The sequence below is a fragment of the Saccharopolyspora flava genome (assembly GCF_900116135.1).
Taxonomy (GTDB): Bacteria; Actinomycetota; Actinomycetes; order Mycobacteriales; family Pseudonocardiaceae; genus Saccharopolyspora; species Saccharopolyspora flava.
Window position 1 is genome coordinate 549,873 of record NZ_FOZX01000001.1, and the last position, 17,338, is coordinate 567,210.

Sequence of the window (17,338 nt, forward strand, 5' to 3'; positions counted from 1 at the left end):
GGTGATCAGGTCTGCTCGGTGAGCTTGGTGCGCAGGCGCAGCACGGCGCGGGTGTGCAGCTGGCAGACCCGCGACTCGGTCACGCCCAGCACCCGGCCGATCTCGGCGAGGGTCAGGTTCTCGAAGTAGTAGAGGGTGACCACGACCCGGTCGCGCTCGCTGAGCCGCTCGACGGCCTCGGCGAGCTGGCGGCGGCTGTCGCGGTCGACGAGCGCGGCCACCGGGTCCTCGGCCCGGTCGTCGGGCAGCGTCTCGGCCAGCGAGGACTGCGCGTGCCCGGCGCCGATCAGGTCGTCGAGCGCGACGACGCTGGTCATCTGCAGCTGGGCGAACAGCTCGCGCAGCTCCTCGACGGACAGCTCCAGCTCCTCGGCCAGCTCCGCGTCGGTGGCGGTGCGCTGCAGCTTCGCCTCAAGGCGTTCCAGCGCGCGCTCCACGTCGCGGGCGCGGCTGCGCACCGAGCGCGGCACCCAGTCCTGGGCGCGCAGGTCGTCGAGGATCGCGCCGCGGATGCGCTGCATCGCGTAGGTCTCGAACTTCAGCCCGCGCTCCGGCTCGAACTTCTCGATCGCGTCGACCAGGCCGAATATCCCGGACTGGATCAGGTCCGAGACCTCCACGTGCGACGGCAGACCGGTGCCCACGCGCCCGGCGACGTACTTGACCAGCGGCGCGTAGTGCAGCACCAGCCGGTCGCGCAGCTCCTGGGTCGGCCGTTCCCCGAACGCCTGCCACAGCGCGACGATGCCCGCTTCGACCTCGTCGCCGCTGCGCTGTCCGCCGGCCTCCCACGCCGACTCGACGGTGGCCAGCGACAGCGCTCCGGGCAGCTTGGGGCGGTGGCCGTTGGCCGCGCCGCCGCGGTCGCGGGCGTTCACCGGTGCCGAGTTCGCGCTCGCGGCCACCGTGTCGGCGCCGCCCCCGGCATGGTCAGGAACGGGGGTGGGTTCGGTCATGGATCGCCTTCAGCCGTTCAACGGTCACGTGGGTGTAAAGCTGGGTCGTTGCGAGCGTAGCGTGACCAAGCAACTCCTGAACGCTACGGAGGTCTGCGCCACCTTCCAACAAATGGGTCGCAGCCGAGTGCCGAAGTCCGTGCGGCCCGAGATCCGGCGCGCCACCGACCGCGCCGACCGCGTCGTGCACGGTCCGCCGCACTGCCCTGGGATCGAGCCGTCCACCCCGGACTCCCAGGAACAACGCGGTGTTCGACGACTCCCGCAGCAGTTTAGGCCGTCCGCTGTGGAGCCATCGATCGAGTGCCGCATCGGCGGGTAGGCCGAACGGCACAACCCGCTCCTTGTCGCCTTTACCGATCACGCGCAAGACCCGGCGTTCGCGATCCACATCACCGATGTCCAACCCGCACAGCTCGGCGACGCGAACACCGGTGGCGTACAGCACCTCCACGACCGCGTGATCACGGAGAGCGACGGGATCGCCCTGCTCGGCCCCGGACGCCGAGGCGCTCATCGCCTCGCCCGCCTGATCGGCCCGCAGCACCGGCGGCAACCTGCGCGGACGCGACGGGACGGCCAGCCGCGGCCCCGGGTCGGCGGGCAGCAGCCCGGCCTTGAACGCCCAGGCCGTGAAGGCCCTCGCCGAGGCCGTCCTGCGGGCCAGGGTCGATCTGCTGACACCGGCGCTGTGCTGCGCGGACAACCACTCCCGCAGGACCGACAGGTCCAGGCCGCGCAGGCCCGCATCGCCCGCGACCTCGGCGACCCGCGACAGCAGCGACACCACGTCGGCCACGTACCCGCGCACCGTGTGGACGGACAGGCCGCGCTCGGCCGCGAGGTGCCGTTCGAAGGAGTCCACGGCGGAGCCCAGCTCTTCGGGTAACCCGGCCCGGACCTCGCCGAGGTCGGGCCGGCCGGCTCGTGGGCGTCCAGCGGTCATGCCTCGACGCTCGTCGCAATCGATTCTCCGGTCAAGCATCGCCACGCGAATTCCGCTGTTTCCGAAGTCACGTTGCGAGATGATGCCATTACATGTTGTCACGAAAGACCCTGGACACGGCGACCGTCCATGCTGGAACTCGCTGATCGGAGTCGGTTTCCCCTTTCATTCTCCGGAATCCCTTTCACTGATCTTTCACACATCTTTCTCTTCACCTCTTCGTCGCAGTCCACCCGCTTTCCGTTCGCTTCACGAAGCCGTCGAGTTCCAATTCGGGCAGCAGCGCGCGCACCCTCCCGAGCCGCAGCCCGCAGTCACGGGCCAGTTCCTCATCGCTCGCCGAGTCCACTCCGGTCAGCGCGTCGTGCACCCGCCGCGCCTCCGGGTGCAGCCGGTCGGTGGCGCGGGCGCTCCCCTCCCGCTCCTCGCACGGCCGCACCTCCAACGGGCTGAGCAGCTCCACGATGTCCTCGGTGCGGGTGACCAGCACCGCCTGCCCGGACCGCACCATGCCGTGGCATCCCACCGAGTTCTGGGAGGTCACCGGCCCCGGCACCGCCAGCAGCGGCCGGCCCAGCAGGTCCGCGGTGTTGGCCGTGTTGGCCGCGCCGCTGCGCGCCCCCGCCTCGACCACCACGGTGGCCTGCCCCATCGCGGCGATCAGCCGGTTGCGCACCAGGAACCGGTGCTTGCGCGGCGGCGTCCCCGGCGGGTACTCGCTGACCACCGCGCCCTGGTCGGCAATCGCGCGCAGCAGCCTGCCGTGCCCGGCCGGGTAGTCCAGGTCCGCGCCGCAGGCCAGGAACGCGACCGTGCGGCCGCCCGCCGACAGCGCACCCCGGTGCGCCGCCCCGTCGATGCCGTAGGCCGCGCCGGAGACCACCGCGAACCCCGACCGCGCCAGCCCGTGCCCGAACTCGGCGGCCACGTGCTCGCCGTAGCCGGACGCGGCGCGAGCACCCACCACCGCCACCGCTTTCTCGGCGAGCTCGCCCGGCTCGAACCGGCCCCGCACCCACAGCGCCAGCGGCTCGGCCATGTCCGGCAGGTCCACCTCGCGCGCCCCGGCGAGCTCGGCGAAGGCCTCCCGCGGCCAGCCCGGGGCTTCCGGGACGAGCAGCCGCAGCCCGGCCGCCTCCCCGGCCCGCAGCAGTCGCTCGCCGGAGAGCTCGCCGCACCGCGACTCCACCTCCGCCAGCACCGGCGCGGGAGCCCGCTCGCGCAGGATCGCGTCCACCGCACCGCGCGCACCGCGCTCGGCGACGAACCCGGCCAACGCCTGCGCCGGTGGCTCGGCCACCGCCGACAGGAACGCCCTCGCGTGCAGCAGCTCCTGCCGAGTCTTCTCCCCCAGCGACGCCCACCTGCCCATCAGGCCGCCCTCCTGTCCCGGAACTCCAGCGCGGCGGCGACGTGGTCGGCCGCGGGCCACGGACTGCCGTCCAGGTCGGCCAGCGTCCAGGCCACCCGCAGGCAGCGGTCGGCTCCGCGCGCCGTGATCGCCCCCGCCTCCAGACCGCGCTCCAGCAGCGCCGTGGTCTCCTCCGGCAGCGCGAACTCCTTGCGCAGCACCGGCCCCGGCACCTCGGTGTTGGTCTGCCAGCCGTGCTCGGACCACCGCTCGCGCGCCACCTCCCGCGCCCGCTCGACCCGCTCGCGGACCACCGCCGTGCTCTCCGGTTCGGCACCGACCGCGGTGCTCATCGCCGAGATCGGCCGGGTGCGCACCCGCAGGTCCACCCGATCCAGCAGCGGGCCGGACAGCTTGCCCAGGTAGCGCCGCCGCTGCTGCGGAGCGCACTGGCAGTCCAGCTCCCGAGCGGGCGCGCACGGGCACGGGTTGGTGGCCAGCACCAGCTGGAACCGCGCCGGGTACCGCAAGGTCCCGTCGCGGCGGGCCAGCCTGATCTCGCCCTCCTCCAGCGCCGTCCGCAGCGCCTCCAGCCGCTTCGGCCCCAGTTCGCACGCCTCGTCGAGCAGGAGGATCCCGCGGTGCGCGCGGCTGACCGCGCCCGGGCGGGCCAGGCCGGTGCCGCCGCCGATCAGCGCCGGGATCGACAGCGACGGGTGCGGGGCCACGAACGGCGGTCTGCGCACCAGGAACTCGGTGGACTCCTCGCTCAGCGACCGCAGGGCCGTGACCTCCAGCGACTCCGACCGGGTCAGCTCCGGCAGCAACCCGCACAACCGCTTGGCCAGCATCGTCTTGCCGGTCCCCGGTGGCCCCACCATGAGCAGGTGGTGCCCGCCGGCGGCGGCGACCTCCAGCGCCCACCGCGCCTCCGGCTGGCCGAGCACGTCGGCCAGGTCCGGCACCTCCTCGGCCCGGGGCTCGGCCGCCGGCGGGGCGTCCTCGCGCAGATCGACGAGCTCGCGCAGCCAGGCGATCACCTCCCGCAGGTGGTCGGCGCCGAGGATCTCGATGCCGTCGACCAGGTGCGCCTCGGCCAGGCCCTCGACCGGCACCACCGCGCGCCGCACGCCGTTGCGCCGCGCCGCCAGCAGCGCGGGCAGCAGCCCGGGCACCCGGCGCAACCGGCCGTCCAGCGCGAGCTCCCCGAACAGGACCGTGCCCTTGAGCCGGTGCGCCGGGACCTGCTCGCTGGCCGCCAGCACCGCGCAGGCCAGCGCCAGGTCGTAGGTCGTGCCGCCCTTGGGCAGCGCGGCCGGGGACAGCGCCAGCGTGATGACCCGGTCCACCGGCCAGTCCTCCCGGCAGTTCTGGATCGCGGCCGCGACCCGGTTCTTGGCCTCCTTCAACGCGCTGTCCGGCAGCCCGATGAGCTGCACCGAGGGCAGGCCCGCGCGCACGTCGGCCTCGATCTCCACCAGCACGCCGTCGACCCCGAACAGCGCGATCGCCCACGTTTTGCGCAGCGCCACTCAGAACACCCCCTCGAGGTGCTCGACGCGCGCGGGTTCGCCCGGTGGCCACAGCACCGACACGACGTCGAAGCGCACCCGGCACCCGACCAGGTCGCGCTCGGCCAGCCAGGCCCGCGCCACGGTGCGGACGCGGGCGACCTTGTCCGGCCCGATCGCGCCCAGCGGACCGCCGTAGTCCACCCCCGACCGGGCTTTGACCTCGCAGAACACCACCAGGTCGCCGTCGGTGGCGACGATGTCGAGCTCGCCTCGCGGACAGCGCCAGTTGCGGTCGAGCACGGTCAGCCCGGCGCTCTCCAGCAGCTCGGCGGCCATCCGCTCGGCGACCCTGCCCAGCTCGTGCCTGCGCCCGCCCACCAGGTGATCGGACAGCGGTGCGGTGATCTTGTCCGTGCGCACGAGAACCTCCCCCGGAATTCGACACGACTCCCGATCCGGCGGGCGAAAGGGCTTCGGCACCAACGATTCCGGAAACGGGATGAACACCACGCTGCCCATCGCGCATCGAAATGCCAAGCAGATTTCCGAATCTGTGGATGAATTCGTCTGCTGTGGACAAACAACACTCACACCTACGTGTGGTGGATTTCGTGTATCCGGGTACTCGTTCACCGAATCCGATCGCGCTGCGCGCACGAAAAAGCCCGGGCGGCCGAAATCGGCCGCCCGGGCATCACATCTCGTGATCCTGGATCGTCAGGAACCGAAGGGACCGTTCTCCGGCAACCGGAGGTCCGGCTTGTCGAGCTCCTCGACGTTGACGTCCTTGAAGGTGATCACCCGGACGTTCTTGACGAACCGAGCCGGGCGGTACATGTCCCAGACCCAGGCGTCGGACATCGACACCTCGAAGTAGACCTCCGAGTCGGAGTTGCGCACCTGCACGTCGACGACGTTGGCCAGGTAGAAGCGCCGTTCGGTCTCCACGACGTAGGTGAACTGACCGACGATGTCGCGGTACTCCTTGTAGAGCTGCAGCTCCATCTCGGTCTCGTACTTTTCGAGATCCTCGGCGCTCATCGGTGTGCGAGCCCTTCTGCGTTTCCGGTCGGACTACTCGGACTACAAGGCCACATTGTCCACCACATCCCCCTTCGAGGCATCGAACAGACCGGGCTTGCTGGTCACAGCGCGCGGCGAGCGCATCCCGTGCCGCGTCGCGGCGGCCACGACGTTGGCGTAGGACCACCGGTGCTGGACGGACGGACCGTGCTCGGACAGCCGCGCCGAGTGCAGCGGCGTGCTGTAGCCCTTGTGCACGTCGAAGGCGTACTCGGGGAATCGTTCGTGCAGCTCACCGGCCATCAGCCGGTCCCGGGTGACCTTCGCCAGCACCGACGCCGCGGCCACGCAGGCCGCCACCAGGTCGCCCTTGACGACCGCGACGCTCGGCGTCGCCAGGCCCTGCACCTTGAAGCCGTCGGTGAGCACGTACCCGGGGTGCTCGGTCAGCTGCGCCACCGCGCGGCGCATGCCCTCCAGGTTGGCCACGTGGATGCCCAGCGCGTCCACGTCCTCGGCCGGGATGACCACCGTCGACCAGCTCAGCGCGCGGGCGGTGATGCGGTCGTGGAGCCGCTCCCGGTCCGCCTCGCCGAGCACCTTGGAGTCGGTGAGGCCGTCGAACCGCTTGCCGTCGCCCGGCTTGAGCACGCACGCGGCCACCACCAGCGGTCCGGCGCACGCGCCGCGCCCCGCCTCGTCGACGCCGGCGACCGGGCCCAGCCCCCGGCGGTCCAGGGCGCTCTGCAGCGCCCAGTTGCCGCTGCTGCGCCGGATCACCGACCGGGGTGGCCGGAACTCCGTCACCGTCACTTCGATGTCACTCCGAGTGCCGTCGCTTGCTCGCTGCACCGAGGAGCCTACGACCCGCCCAGACCGCGGGGAACGCCGCCGCGAAACCCACGCCCAGCGGCAGCCCGTGCTGCCAGGCCGGCGCGCCCAGCGCCTGCGACTGCGGGTTGGGCTCCGGGATGCTCTGCCAGCGGGTCGGCGGCAGCACGATGACCTGCGCCTTGCCGATCACGTTGTCCACCGGGACGGCGCCGTTGATGCCGCCACCGCCCTGCACGCGGGAGTCGGCGGAGTCGTTGCGGTTGTCGCCCATCACCCACAGGTGCCCCGGCGGCACCGTGACCGGCGCGAACTCGTCCTGGCCGACGCCGCGACCCGGCTCCCAGTAGACGTAGGGCTCGTTGAGCGGCTTGCCGTCGACCAGCACCCGGTTCTGCGCGTCGCAGCACTCGACGGTCTGGCCGCCGGTGGCGATGACCCGCTTGACGAAGTCCTTCTCGTCCGGGGCGCCGAAGCCCAGCAGCGACGCCGCGCCCTGGAAGAAGCCGACGACCGGGTTGGGGGACTTCTCGGCGATGAACTCGTTCTGCACCCACGGCTGCGGGCCGCGGAAGACCACGACGTCGCCGGGCTCGGGGTCGGAGAACCGGTAGGAGACCTTGTCGACCAGCACCCGGTCGTTGCTGCACCCGGTGCAGCCGTGCAGCGTCTGCTCCATCGACTGCGACGGGATCACGTACACCCGGGCGAGGAACGCCTGGATGAGCACCGTGAGCACCAGGGCGGTCACGATCAGGATGGGCAACTCGACCCAGAAGGAAGACTTCTTCTTCCCCTTCGACTTCCGGTTCGGAGCCGCTTCGCCGGGAGCACCGTCACGGTGCTCCGAGTCGTGGGGCTCTTCCGCTGATCCGCTGCGCATGACGTCGGCCACCCGGCCAGGCTACTCGAACGGCGTGCGGGCCCGTCGCGCTGCCCCGGCGCGGCGGGACGGAAAACCCGCCCGGTTACTGCCCGATGACGTGGCCTTTTCCGGAAAATCCCGTTCCATCGACGCCTCCCGCGCATCCCGGGCCTGCACGGATCACCCGAAGGTGGAACAGCAGGAGGGCCCGAGCGCTCGTCGCGCCCGGGCCCTCCGGTACTGCTCGTCTCGCGTCGATCAGGACGCAGCGGTCTCCCGCTTCTCCTTGATCTTCGCCGCCTTGCCGCGCCGGTCGCGCAGGTAGTACAGCTTCGCCCGCCGGACATCGCCGCGCGAGACGACCTCGATCTGCGCGATGTTCGGGGTGTGCACCGGGAAAGTCCGCTCCACACCGACACCGAAGGAAACCTTGCGCACGGTGAAGGTCTCCCGGATGCCATCGCCCTGGCGGCGGATGACTGCGCCCTGGAAGACCTGAGTCCGCTCGCGCGAACCCTCGATGACGCGGACGTGAACCTTCAGCGTGTCACCGGGCCGGAAGGCCGGGATGTCGGAACGCAGCGACTGGGCGTCCAACGCGTCCAGGGTGTTCATCGGTGGTCCGTCCTCATCCGTGTCGAAGGCACCCGTGTTCTCACATGTCGATGACCCGACCTGAAGGTGGGCACCGCCCGACACGGGGTGAACTTGCTCTTTGCGCATGTCGAACCAGGTGGCTCGACTGCATCAACCTGTCCAGTGTGCCAGATCCGCATCTCGGCGCCTGATCCGGCCCCCTGCGAAGGGGCGCGGCGGAAGGGCTCAGCGCGACGCGGCTCCGGTCTCACCGGGAGTCGTCGGAAGCATCCGACGCACGCAGTTTATCGAGCTGTTTCCGGTCGGCCTTATCCAGGTCCCCCTCCGGCAGCGCCGCGAGGAGTTCCGGCCTCCGGTGGAAGGTGCGCTCCAGGGCCTGATCGCGCCGCCAGCGGGCGATCGCGGCGTGGTTGCCGGAGCGCAGCACGTCCGGCACCGGCCGGTCGCGCCACACCTCGGGACGCGTGTAGCAGGGGCCTTCCAGCAGGCCGTCGGAGAAGGAGTCCTGCTCGGCCGACAGCGGGTTGCCCAGCACGCCGGGCAGCAGCCGCACCACGGCCTCGATCATGGTCAGCGCGGCGACCTCGCCGCCGACCAGCACGTAGTCGCCGATCGAGACCTCCTCGACCGGCATCCGGGTGGCGGCGTCGTCGATGACCCGCTGGTCGATGCCCTCGTAGCGGCCGCAGGCGAACACCAGCCACGGGTCGTTCGACCAGCGCACAGCGGTCTTCTGGTCGAACGGGCGGCCCGCCGGGGTCGGCACGACCAGCCGCGGCGTGGCCTCCTGCGGTGCGCAGACCTCGTCGAGCGCCTCGCCCCACACGTCGGGCTTCATGACCATGCCCGGCCCGCCGCCGTAGGGGCTGTCGTCGACCGCGCGGTGCACGTCGTGGGTCCAGTCGCGCAGGTCGTGCACGCCCACCGAGATGCGCTCGCGCTCGATGGCCTTGCCCAGCAGCGCTTCCCGCAGCGGGTTCAGGTAGTCGGGGAAGATCGTGATGACGTCGATGCGCATGAGATGGCCTCGTCTGGAAGTGCTCGGTGAGTCTCTCAGTCCAGCAGGCCTTCGGGCGGGTCGAGGACGACCGTGCCCTTGTCGAGGTCAACCTCGGGGACGATGGCGGAGACGAAGGGGACCAGGGCCTCCCGCTCGCCCTTGTCGGCCTCGGGATCGGGGATGGCGATGCTGAGGAGCTCGCCGGCGGGCGAGTGCAGCACGTCGCGCACCACGCCCACCTCGTCACCGGCGACCAGCTGCGCGCGCAGCCCGATCAGCTCGGTGTCGTGGAACTCGTCGGGGTCCTCGGGGGACTCGGCCTCGTCGGAGGAGACCGTGAGCAGCGCGCCGCGCAGCTCCTCGGCGGCGTCGCGGCCGTCCACGCCCTCCGCGCGCACCAGCAGCCGCCCGGCGTGGTGCCGGGCGGCTGTCACGGTGAGGCTCTGCGCGCTGGACTTCCTGCCTTGACCGGACCGGCGCTTCAGACCGAGCACCGATCCGGGAACGAACCGCAGCTCCGGGCTGTCGGTGAGCACCTCGACGACGAGCTCGCCCCGCACGCCATGCGGTCGCACCACGCGCCCCACTGCGAGGGCCTCCGGCTGGAGTTCGTTCATGCCGGTCAGCGGTCGGTGTCGACCACGTCGACCCGGATGCCGCGACCACCGATGCCGGTCATCACGGTCCGCAGCGCGGTGGCGGTGCGCCCGCCCCGGCCGATGACCTTGCCCAGGTCATCCGGGTTGACGTGCACCTCGAGGGTGCGACCGCGCCGGGTCGTCAGCAGCTGGACGCGGACATCGTCGGGGTTGTCGACGATGCCGCGCACCAGGTGTTCAAGCGCGTCCGAGAGGACCGTCACGCCTGACCGTCCTCGGACTTCTGCTCGTCGGCCTTCTCCTCGGCCTTGGCCTCGTCGGCCTTGGCGTCATCGGCCTTCGCCTCGGACTTCTTGCCACCCTTCTTCTTCGGGGTGGTGGCCTCGACGGTGGGCTCCTCGCCTGCGGCGGCCAGGGCCTCCTCGAACAGCTCCTGCTTGGACTTCTTGGCCTCGGCGACCTTGAGGGTGCCCTCGGCGCCCGGCAGGCCCTTGTACTTCTGCCAGTCGCCGGTGATCTCCAGGATGTTGCGCACCGGTTCGGTCGGCTGCGCGCCGACACCCAGCCAGTACTGCGCCCGCTCCGAGTCGACGATGATGCCGCTCGGGTTCTCCTTCGGGTGGTACTGGCCGATCGTCTCGATGACCCGGCCGTTGCGGCGGGTGCGGGCGTCCGCGATGACGATGCGGTAGTGCGGCTCCCGGATCTTGCCGATCCGCGCGAGCTTGATCTTCACAGCCACGGGTGCTGGTGCTCCTCAGACTCTCATTGATGCTCCGGTGAGCGATGCGCGAACGCGTGGGGCAGCGATCCGCACAGCTCCAGGTCAAATCGCAGAACGAGAGGTGAGAGGGACCCCTCGCAGCGAACAGCAACCCATTCTGCCAGACAGTCTCCCCGGACGACGACGGGGTCGGCTTGCCCAGCGGTGCCTCTCCGGCGACGCGGACCGGATCAGGTCGGCATCAGGCCCAGGGACACCAGCAGCAGGCCCAGGGCGGGCAGGAAGTTGTTGACCTGGTGGGCGATGACGCTGGCGGTGAGCCGGCCGGTGACCATCCGGGCCACCCCGATCGGGATGGTGATCACCAGCAGCAGCCAGGTGCGCGCCGGTTCCAGGTGACCGATCGCGAACACCGCGGTGCTCAGCACGAACACGTTGAGCTGGCTCCAGCCCAGCCGCTCCATCGCGCCCCACAGCAGGCCGCGGTAGAGCAGCTCCTCGCACACCGGTGCGATCAGCCAGATGTGCAGGAACACCAGCACCGCCACCACCGGCGGCAGCCGGACCCCGTCCAGGACGCTGCTGACCGTCGAGGTCTGGCCCGGGTCGGCCCACTGCGTCCACAGCATCGTCGCGATCGTGGTGGTGACCAGCCCGATCCCGCCGATCGCCAGTCCGATCCGGACGTCCGACCAGCGCCACTGCAACCCGAAGTCCAGCATCGGGCCGTTGCCGCGCACCACCGTGATGAGCACCGCCAGCGCACCGGCCAGCACGGTCGGCAGCACCAGCATCAGCACGATCGACCAGACGCCGGGCGTGCCGAAGGCGGCGGCCAGCACCACCGAGGTCAGCACGAACACGGCCTCGGCCAGGAAGAACGCGCCCAGCCCCCAGCGGTGCGTGCGCACCTGCGGAACCGCGACCCAGCCGCGGCCCGCGGGTTCGCCCGCGAGGTCGGATTCTTGTGTTGAGTGCACGAGCGCCTCCGTGATGCCGAGCAGCGGGTCGACGACCCGCGTGACGATGTCGGCGGACACCGGCGGAGCCGTCAGGCTATACCGGACTCCCGCGGCACCACGATCAACACGAGGTGCGGCGGGGTGTTGTTCATCTCGCGACGGCGAACAGCAGCAGGGCGGGCAGGAAGTTGTTGGTGGCGTGGGCGACCATGCTCGCCGAGACCCGCCCGGTGATCATCCGGGCGGCGCCGATGGCCAGGCCTCCGACGAACAGCACCGGCGTGCGCCAGGCCTCCTGGTGGATCAGCGCGAAGATCACCGAGGTGAGGACGAGGATCGCCACGCGGGGGATCCGGTAGTGCTCGAGCGCTCCCCACAGCGCGCCGCGCATCAGCAGCTCCTCGGTCAGCGGGGCGCCCAGGAACGCGAACAGGGCGAACAGGAACAACCAGACCGTCCGGTCTCCTTGCATGAGCCGGGCGAGGTCGGTCTCCGGTGGCGGGCCGGAGACCGCGATGATCACCATCGTCATCGCCCAGGACCCGAACAGGGCGCAGAGCCCGCAGATCAGGCCGATCTTGAGGTCGCGGCGGCGCGGCAGGATGCCGAAGTCGGCGCGCAGGCCGTGCCCGCGCCACCAGGAGAAGACCGCCGGGACGAGTCCGAGCAGGATGTTCGGGGCGAACGCGAGCAGCAGCAGCGGCCCGGTGTTGGGCGGCTGCGACGGGTCGAACCCGCCGTCCTGGTGCGGTCGCACGGCCCCGAGGACGACCACGGCCAGGTAGTAGCCGCCGTAGCCGAGGAAGAAGGCCGCGAAACCCCAGGCCAGCGAACCGCGCCTGGCCGCCTCCAGCTTCGCCTCCCAGAACGTGGGGTTCGGGTCGACGGTGCCGTCCACCCGGCGCATCGGCTGAAGGTAAGGCTCCCGCTTCTCCCCCACAGAACGCTCCCCTCGACCCTTCAACCCTAAGGGGTCGCACACGCCGGTGCCGTTTTCACCATCGAGCGGTGGAAACGATTGCGGGAGCCGTTTTCAGCCTGTTCGAAGGACCGGAATCCGGGGCGCTAGAAGACCTTGCCGCCCAGCAGGACCCGCCGGGGCGAGCGCAGCGCGTCCAGGTCCTTGCGCGGGTCGGCGTCGTAGCAGACCAGGTCGGCGACCGCACCGTGCTCGATGCTCGACCAGCCCAGCCACTCGCGCGCGCCCCAGGAGGCGGCGGCGAGCGCCTGTTCGACCGGCATGCCCACCCGGTGCAGCGCGGCGACCTCGTCGGCCAGCACCCCGTGCGGGATGCCGCCGCCGGCGTCGGTGCCCGCGTAGACCGGGATGCCCGCCTCGATCGCCTTGCCGACGGTGCGGTCGGCGCGCTCGTAGAGGTCGGTCATGTGCGAGGCGTAGTCCGGGTACTTCGTCGCGGCGGCGGCGAAACCCGGGAAGTTCTCGACGTTGACCAGGGTCGGCACCAGCGCGGTGCCGCGGGCGGCCATCAGCTCGACGGTGTCGTCGGTCAGGCCGGTGCCGTGCTCGATGCAGTCGATGCCCGCGTTGATCAGGCCGGGCAGCGCGTCCTCGCCGAACACGTGCGCCGTGACGCGGGCGCCGAGCCGGTGCGCGGTGTCGATCGCCTCGGCCAGCACCTCGTCGCTCCACAGCGGAGCCAGGTCGCCCACCGAGCGGTCGATCCAGTCGCCGACGAGCTTGATCCAGCCGTCGCCGTAAGCGGCCTGCTCGGCGACCGCGGCGGGCAGGTCCCGCTCGTCGTCGAGGTCGTCGGACAGCTTCGGGATGTAGCGCTTGGGCCGGGCCAGGTGCTTGCCCGCGCGGATGATCCGCGGCAGGTCGTCGCGCTGCTGCAGCGGCCGGGTGTCGATCGGCGCGCCGCAGTCGCGGATGAGCAGGGTGCCCGCGTCCCGGTCGGTCTCGGCCTGGGTGATGGCCTCGTCGAGCTCGACCGGGCCCTGCGTGCCGATGCCGACGTGGCAGTGCGCGTCGACCAGGCCCGGCAGCACGTAGCCGCCGTCGAAGACGGTCTCGGCGTCGGCGATCGGCTCCAGGGAGATCCGGCCGTCGGCGATCCAGAGGTCCTGCTGCGCGCCGTCGGGCAGCACGGTGGCGCGCAGGTGCAGCGCCGTCACTTGTCCTTCTTGCCGAAGTTGAGCTTCGACGGGTCGAAGCCGGGCGGCAGCTGGTTCGCGGTCGGGTCCAGTTTGGACAGATCCGGGCCGGCGCCCATGCCGGGCATGCCGCCCGGGGGCAGGCCGGGGAGACCGCCGGGCATGCCCTTCATGCCCTTCGGCGGGGTCGGGCCGCCCTTGCCCTTCTTGCCCTTCTTCCCCTTCTTGCCCTTGCGGTTCTTGGAGCCGCCGCCTCCGCCGCCGAAACCGCCGAACTGGCCGGCCATCCGCTGCATCATCTTGCGGGCCTCGAAGAACCGGTTGACCAGGTCGTTGATGTCGCCGACGGTCACACCGGAACCGCGCGCGATGCGCTGGCGCCGCGAGGCGTTGATGATCTTCGGGTCGGCGCGCTCGGCCGGGGTCATGCCGCGGATGATCGCCTGGATGCGGTCCAGCTGCTTCTCGTCGAAGTTGGCCAGCTGGTCCTTCATCTGGCCCGCGCCCGGCAGCATGCCCAGCAGGTTCTGCAGCGGACCCATCCGCCGCACCGCCTGCATCTGCTCCAGGAAGTCCTCCAGGGTCAGCTGGCCGGTGCCCAGCTTCTCCGCGGCCTTCTCGGCCTGCTCCTGGTCGAAGGCCTGCTCGGCCTGCTCGATCAGGGTGAGCACGTCGCCCATGCCCAGGATCCGGTTGGCCATCCGGTCCGGGTGGAAGACGTCGAAGTCCTCGAGCTTCTCGCCGCTGGAGGCGAACATGATCGGCTGGCCGGTGACCTCGCGGACCGACAGCGCGGCACCACCGCGGGCGTCGCCGTCGAGCTTGGTCAGCACCACGCCGGAGAAGCCGACGCCGTCGCGGAAGGCCTCGGCGGTGGTCACCGCGTCCTGACCGATCATCGCGTCGAGGACGAACAGGATCTCGTCCGGCGAGACCGCGTCCCGGATGTCGGCGGCCTGCTTCATCATCTCCTCGTCGACGCCCAGCCGGCCGGCGGTGTCGACGATGACGATGTCGTGCTGGGCCCGCTTGGCCTCCTCGATGCTGTCGCGGGAGACCTGCACCGGGTCGCCGACGCCGTTGCCCGGCTCGGGCGCGAACACCGGGACACCGGCGCGCTCACCGACGACCTGGAGCTGGTTGACCGCGTTGGGGCGCTGCAGGTCGCAGGCCACCAGCATCGGCGTGTGGCCCTGGCCGGACAGCCACTTGGCGAGCTTGCCCGCCAGCGTCGTCTTACCGGCACCCTGCAGACCCGCGAGCATGATCACCGTCGGCGGGTTCTTGGCCAGCTCGATCCGCCGGGTCTCCCCGCCGAGGATGGTGACCAGTTCCTCGTTGACGATCTTGACGACCTGCTGCGCCGGGTTCAGCGCCTGCGAGACCTCCGCACCCTTGGCCCGCTCCTTGACACCCTTGATGAACCCGCGCACGACGGGAAGCGCCACGTCCGCTTCGAGCAGGGCGATGCGGATCTCCCGCGCGGTGGCGTCGATGTCGGCTTCGGACAGCCGCCCCTTGCCGCGCAGGTTCGTCAGGACCGAGGTGAGCCGGTCGGAGAGAGTGTCGAACACGGGTTCACGGGCTCCAGAGTCGAGAGGATGTACCTGGGTACCTGTGCGAGGGTAGCCGGTCCGCACCAGGACCTGGCGCGGACCGGCTACCTCAGCAGGACCCGATCAATTCAGCTGGCTCGGCGACCACGGGGTGAGTGCAAGCGGCGTAGCCGCGAGCTGTGAAAAACCACCCTCGCAGCCCGCACCGCCGCGGGTTCTGACATGTCTTCTGGCGAGTACGCCGCGACGCCGTGTATTGGCATACATCAGGAGTGGCGCACGGAGTCCAGAAGGCATGTCAGGTTCCGCTACCTGCACCGCCAAGCAGCGGGACCACAGACAATTTTCATGTCACGCACCGGTGTGGCGGAGGTCCCGCTTGGGGCCGCGGTACTGCTGCGGGGAGCGCTGGCCGCTGCCGCTCTGGCCCTTGCGGTGCGGGCGCGGCTTGTTGTCGCGGTCCCGGTTGCCTGCGGGGCGGCGCGGGCGGCGGTTGATGATCTCGCCGTCGGCGCGGGAGATCTTCAGGCCGCGACCGGCCACCTGGGTGGTGCGCAGCTTGCTGAGCAGCTCCTCCGGGAGGTCGGCGGGCAGCTCGATGAGCGTGTGCTCGTTGCGGATGTCGATGTGCCCGATGTGCTTGCTGGGCACCCCGCCCTCGTTGGCCAGCGCACCGACCAGCGCGCGCGGCGTGACCCGGTTCCGGCGGCCGACCTCGACCCGGTAGGTCTCGGTGTCGGCGCTGTTGGGGTGGAACATCGGGCCGTCCCGGCGCGCGGGCTCCGGCTCGGGCTCCAGCAGCAGCGGGCGGTCGCCCTGGGCCATCGCGGCCAGCGCGGCAGCGATCTCCGAGGCGGGCACGTCGTGCGTGCGCTCGTACTCGGCGACCAGCTCCTGGAAGACCTCCAGGCCGCCCTTGGCCAGCGTGTCGGTGATGTTCTGCGCGAACTTGGCGAGCCTGCGGTCGTTGACCGCGTCGATCGTCGGCAGCTCCATCTGCGGGATCTGCTGGCGGGTGGCCCGCTCGATGGCGCGCAGCAGGTGGCGCTCGCGCGGGGAGACGAAGAGGATCGCCTCGCCGCTGCGCCCGGCACGACCGGTGCGGCCCACGCGGTGCACGTAGGACTCGGTGTCGTGCGGGATGTCGTAGTTGAGCACGTGCGAGATGCGCTCGACGTCGAGACCGCGGGCGGCCACGTCGGTGGCCACCAGGATGTCGATCTTGCCGTCGCGCAGGTGCCCGATGGTGCGCTCGCGCTGGGCCTGGGCGATGTCGCCGTTGATGGCCGAGGCGCTGAAGCCGCGCGCCTGCAGCTTCTCGGCGAGCTCCTCGGTGAGCTGCTTGGTGCGCACGAACACGATCATCGCGTCGAAGTCCTCGACCTCGAGGATGCGGGTCATCGCGTCCAGCTTGTTGGACGCGCGCACCGGCACGTGCCGCTGGTTGATGTTGGTGGCCGTGGAGGTCTTGGTCTTGACCGAGATCTCCGCCGGGTCGTTGAGGTAGTTCTGCGTGATCTTGCGGATGCCCTGCGGCATGGTTGCCGAGAACAGCGCGACCTGGCGCTGGGAGGGCACCGACTGCAGGATCTTCTCGACGTCCTCGATGAAGCCCATGCGCAGCATCTCGTCGGCCTCGTCGAGCACCAGGTTCTTCAGCGCGCTGAGGTCCAGCGAGCCCTTCTCCAGGTGGTCGATGAGCCGGCCCGGGGTGCCGACGACGACGTGCGCGCCGCGGCGGAGCCCGGCCAGCTGCGGGCCGTAGCCGGTGCCGCCGTAGATCGGCAGCACGTGGAAGCCGGGCAGGTTCGAGGCGTAGCGCTGGAAGGCCTCGGAGACCTGGATCGCCAGCTCGCGGGTGGGGGCGAGCACCAGCGCCTGCGGCTTGGTGGTGCTCAGGTCCATGTTGGACAGGATCGGCAGCGCGAACGCGGCGGTCTTGCCGGTACCGGTCTGCGCGAGGCCCAGCACGTCGCGGCCTTCCAGCAGCAGCGGGATCGTCTGCTCCTGGATCGGCGACGGGGCCTCGTACCCGATCTCGGCCAGCGTCTTCTGGACGCGCTCGTCGAGGTCGAGTTCAGCGAAAGTAGGCATGCGGAACGCAGGTCTCCCTAGGTGGGTCGGCGGGGGGCTGATCGCGGAAAGGAGGTCCGGCGCCCACCCCGCGCGTGCTGATCGGGGCGTTGCGTCCACTCGCGGCGTGCGGCGAACCCGTGTCGACTCCGCTTGCGCTTGACGAACCGCGCGCTCCACCCGACGCACACCCTGTTGCCAGTGACCCGCAGCTCGAAAAATCTCA

18 protein-coding genes are annotated in these 17,338 nt (G+C 71.0%); all 18 read right to left on the bottom strand.

Annotation, left to right across the window (positions count from 1 at the left end; genetic code table 11):
- Positions 1–5: 5 nt before the first annotated feature.
- A complete protein-coding gene (gene whiG / locus BM424_RS02485; RefSeq protein ID WP_093413366.1) occupies positions 6–956 on the bottom strand; it encodes an RNA polymerase sigma factor WhiG in 951 nt (316 codons plus the stop codon).
- Entirely contained in the window at positions 931–1,902 is a 972-nt protein-coding gene (locus BM424_RS02490; protein ID WP_093413367.1) for a tyrosine recombinase XerC, read from the bottom strand. The genes whiG and BM424_RS02490 overlap by 26 nt, the downstream gene beginning before the upstream one ends.
- Before the next feature lie 211 nt (positions 1,903–2,113).
- Complete coding sequence (gene dprA / locus BM424_RS02495; RefSeq protein ID WP_093413369.1) at positions 2,114–3,274, bottom strand: DNA-processing protein DprA; 1,161 nt, start codon at positions 3,272–3,274, stop codon at positions 2,114–2,116.
- Positions 3,274–4,785 carry a YifB family Mg chelatase-like AAA ATPase gene (locus tag BM424_RS02500; protein ID WP_093413370.1) on the bottom strand — a complete coding sequence of 504 codons (1,512 nt, stop codon included), beginning with the start codon at positions 4,783–4,785 and terminating at the stop codon, positions 3,274–3,276. Before BM424_RS02500 ends, dprA begins: the two co-directional genes overlap by 1 nt.
- Positions 4,786–5,187, bottom strand: coding sequence for a YraN family protein (locus tag BM424_RS29315; protein WP_281248668.1), 402 nt, complete (start codon positions 5,185–5,187; stop codon positions 4,786–4,788). It lies immediately after the preceding gene.
- Positions 5,188–5,484: 297 nt separating this feature from the next.
- Complete coding sequence (locus BM424_RS02510; protein ID WP_093413373.1) at positions 5,485–5,808, bottom strand: DUF2469 domain-containing protein; 324 nt, start codon at positions 5,806–5,808, stop codon at positions 5,485–5,487.
- 42 nt (positions 5,809–5,850) lie between these two features.
- On the bottom strand, positions 5,851–6,603 hold the full coding sequence (locus tag BM424_RS02515; protein ID WP_093413375.1) for a ribonuclease HII: 753 nt from the start codon (positions 6,601–6,603) through the stop codon (positions 5,851–5,853).
- A 7-nt stretch (positions 6,604–6,610) separates the two neighbouring features.
- Positions 6,611–7,516 (bottom strand): signal peptidase I, encoded by a 906-nt coding sequence (gene lepB / locus BM424_RS02520; protein WP_093413376.1) that lies wholly within the window; start codon positions 7,514–7,516, stop codon positions 6,611–6,613.
- A gap of 228 nt (positions 7,517–7,744) precedes the next feature.
- Positions 7,745–8,101 carry a 50S ribosomal protein L19 gene (rplS, locus tag BM424_RS02525; RefSeq protein WP_093413378.1) on the bottom strand — a complete coding sequence of 119 codons (357 nt, stop codon included), beginning with the start codon at positions 8,099–8,101 and terminating at the stop codon, positions 7,745–7,747.
- 229 nt (positions 8,102–8,330) lie between these two features.
- Positions 8,331–9,101, bottom strand: a complete 771-nt coding sequence (gene trmD / locus BM424_RS02530) for a tRNA (guanosine(37)-N1)-methyltransferase TrmD (RefSeq protein WP_093413379.1) — start codon at positions 9,099–9,101, stop codon at positions 8,331–8,333.
- A 35-nt stretch (positions 9,102–9,136) separates the two neighbouring features.
- Positions 9,137–9,700, bottom strand: a complete 564-nt coding sequence (gene rimM, locus BM424_RS02535) for a ribosome maturation factor RimM (RefSeq protein ID WP_093413381.1) — start codon at positions 9,698–9,700, stop codon at positions 9,137–9,139.
- Positions 9,701–9,705: 5 nt separating this feature from the next.
- Positions 9,706–9,945, bottom strand: a complete 240-nt coding sequence (locus BM424_RS02540; protein WP_093413382.1) for an RNA-binding protein — start codon at positions 9,943–9,945, stop codon at positions 9,706–9,708.
- The gene (gene rpsP / locus BM424_RS02545; RefSeq protein WP_093413384.1) at positions 9,942–10,424 is read right to left on the bottom strand and encodes a 30S ribosomal protein S16; all 483 of its coding nucleotides are present in this window, start codon (positions 10,422–10,424) and stop codon (positions 9,942–9,944) included. The genes BM424_RS02540 and rpsP overlap by 4 nt, the downstream gene beginning before the upstream one ends.
- Positions 10,425–10,636: 212 nt before the next feature.
- Positions 10,637–11,446: a CPBP family intramembrane glutamic endopeptidase gene (locus tag BM424_RS02550; RefSeq protein WP_245775559.1), complete on the bottom strand. Its 810-nt coding sequence runs from the start codon at positions 11,444–11,446 to the stop codon at positions 10,637–10,639.
- Positions 11,447–11,516: 70 nt separating this feature from the next.
- A complete protein-coding gene (locus BM424_RS02555) occupies positions 11,517–12,275 on the bottom strand; it encodes a CPBP family intramembrane glutamic endopeptidase (RefSeq protein ID WP_093413385.1) in 759 nt (252 codons plus the stop codon).
- Between the two features lie 158 nt (positions 12,276–12,433).
- Positions 12,434–13,504, bottom strand: coding sequence for a metal-dependent hydrolase family protein (locus tag BM424_RS02560; protein WP_093413387.1), 1,071 nt, complete (start codon positions 13,502–13,504; stop codon positions 12,434–12,436).
- Positions 13,501–15,057: a signal recognition particle protein gene (gene ffh, locus BM424_RS02565; protein ID WP_093413389.1), complete on the bottom strand. Its 1,557-nt coding sequence runs from the start codon at positions 15,055–15,057 to the stop codon at positions 13,501–13,503. Before ffh ends, BM424_RS02560 begins: the two co-directional genes overlap by 4 nt.
- 333 nt (positions 15,058–15,390) lie before the next feature.
- On the bottom strand, positions 15,391–17,133 hold the full coding sequence (locus BM424_RS02570; protein WP_093413390.1) for a DEAD/DEAH box helicase: 1,743 nt from the start codon (positions 17,131–17,133) through the stop codon (positions 15,391–15,393).
- Between the last annotated feature and the right edge of the window lie 205 nt (positions 17,134–17,338).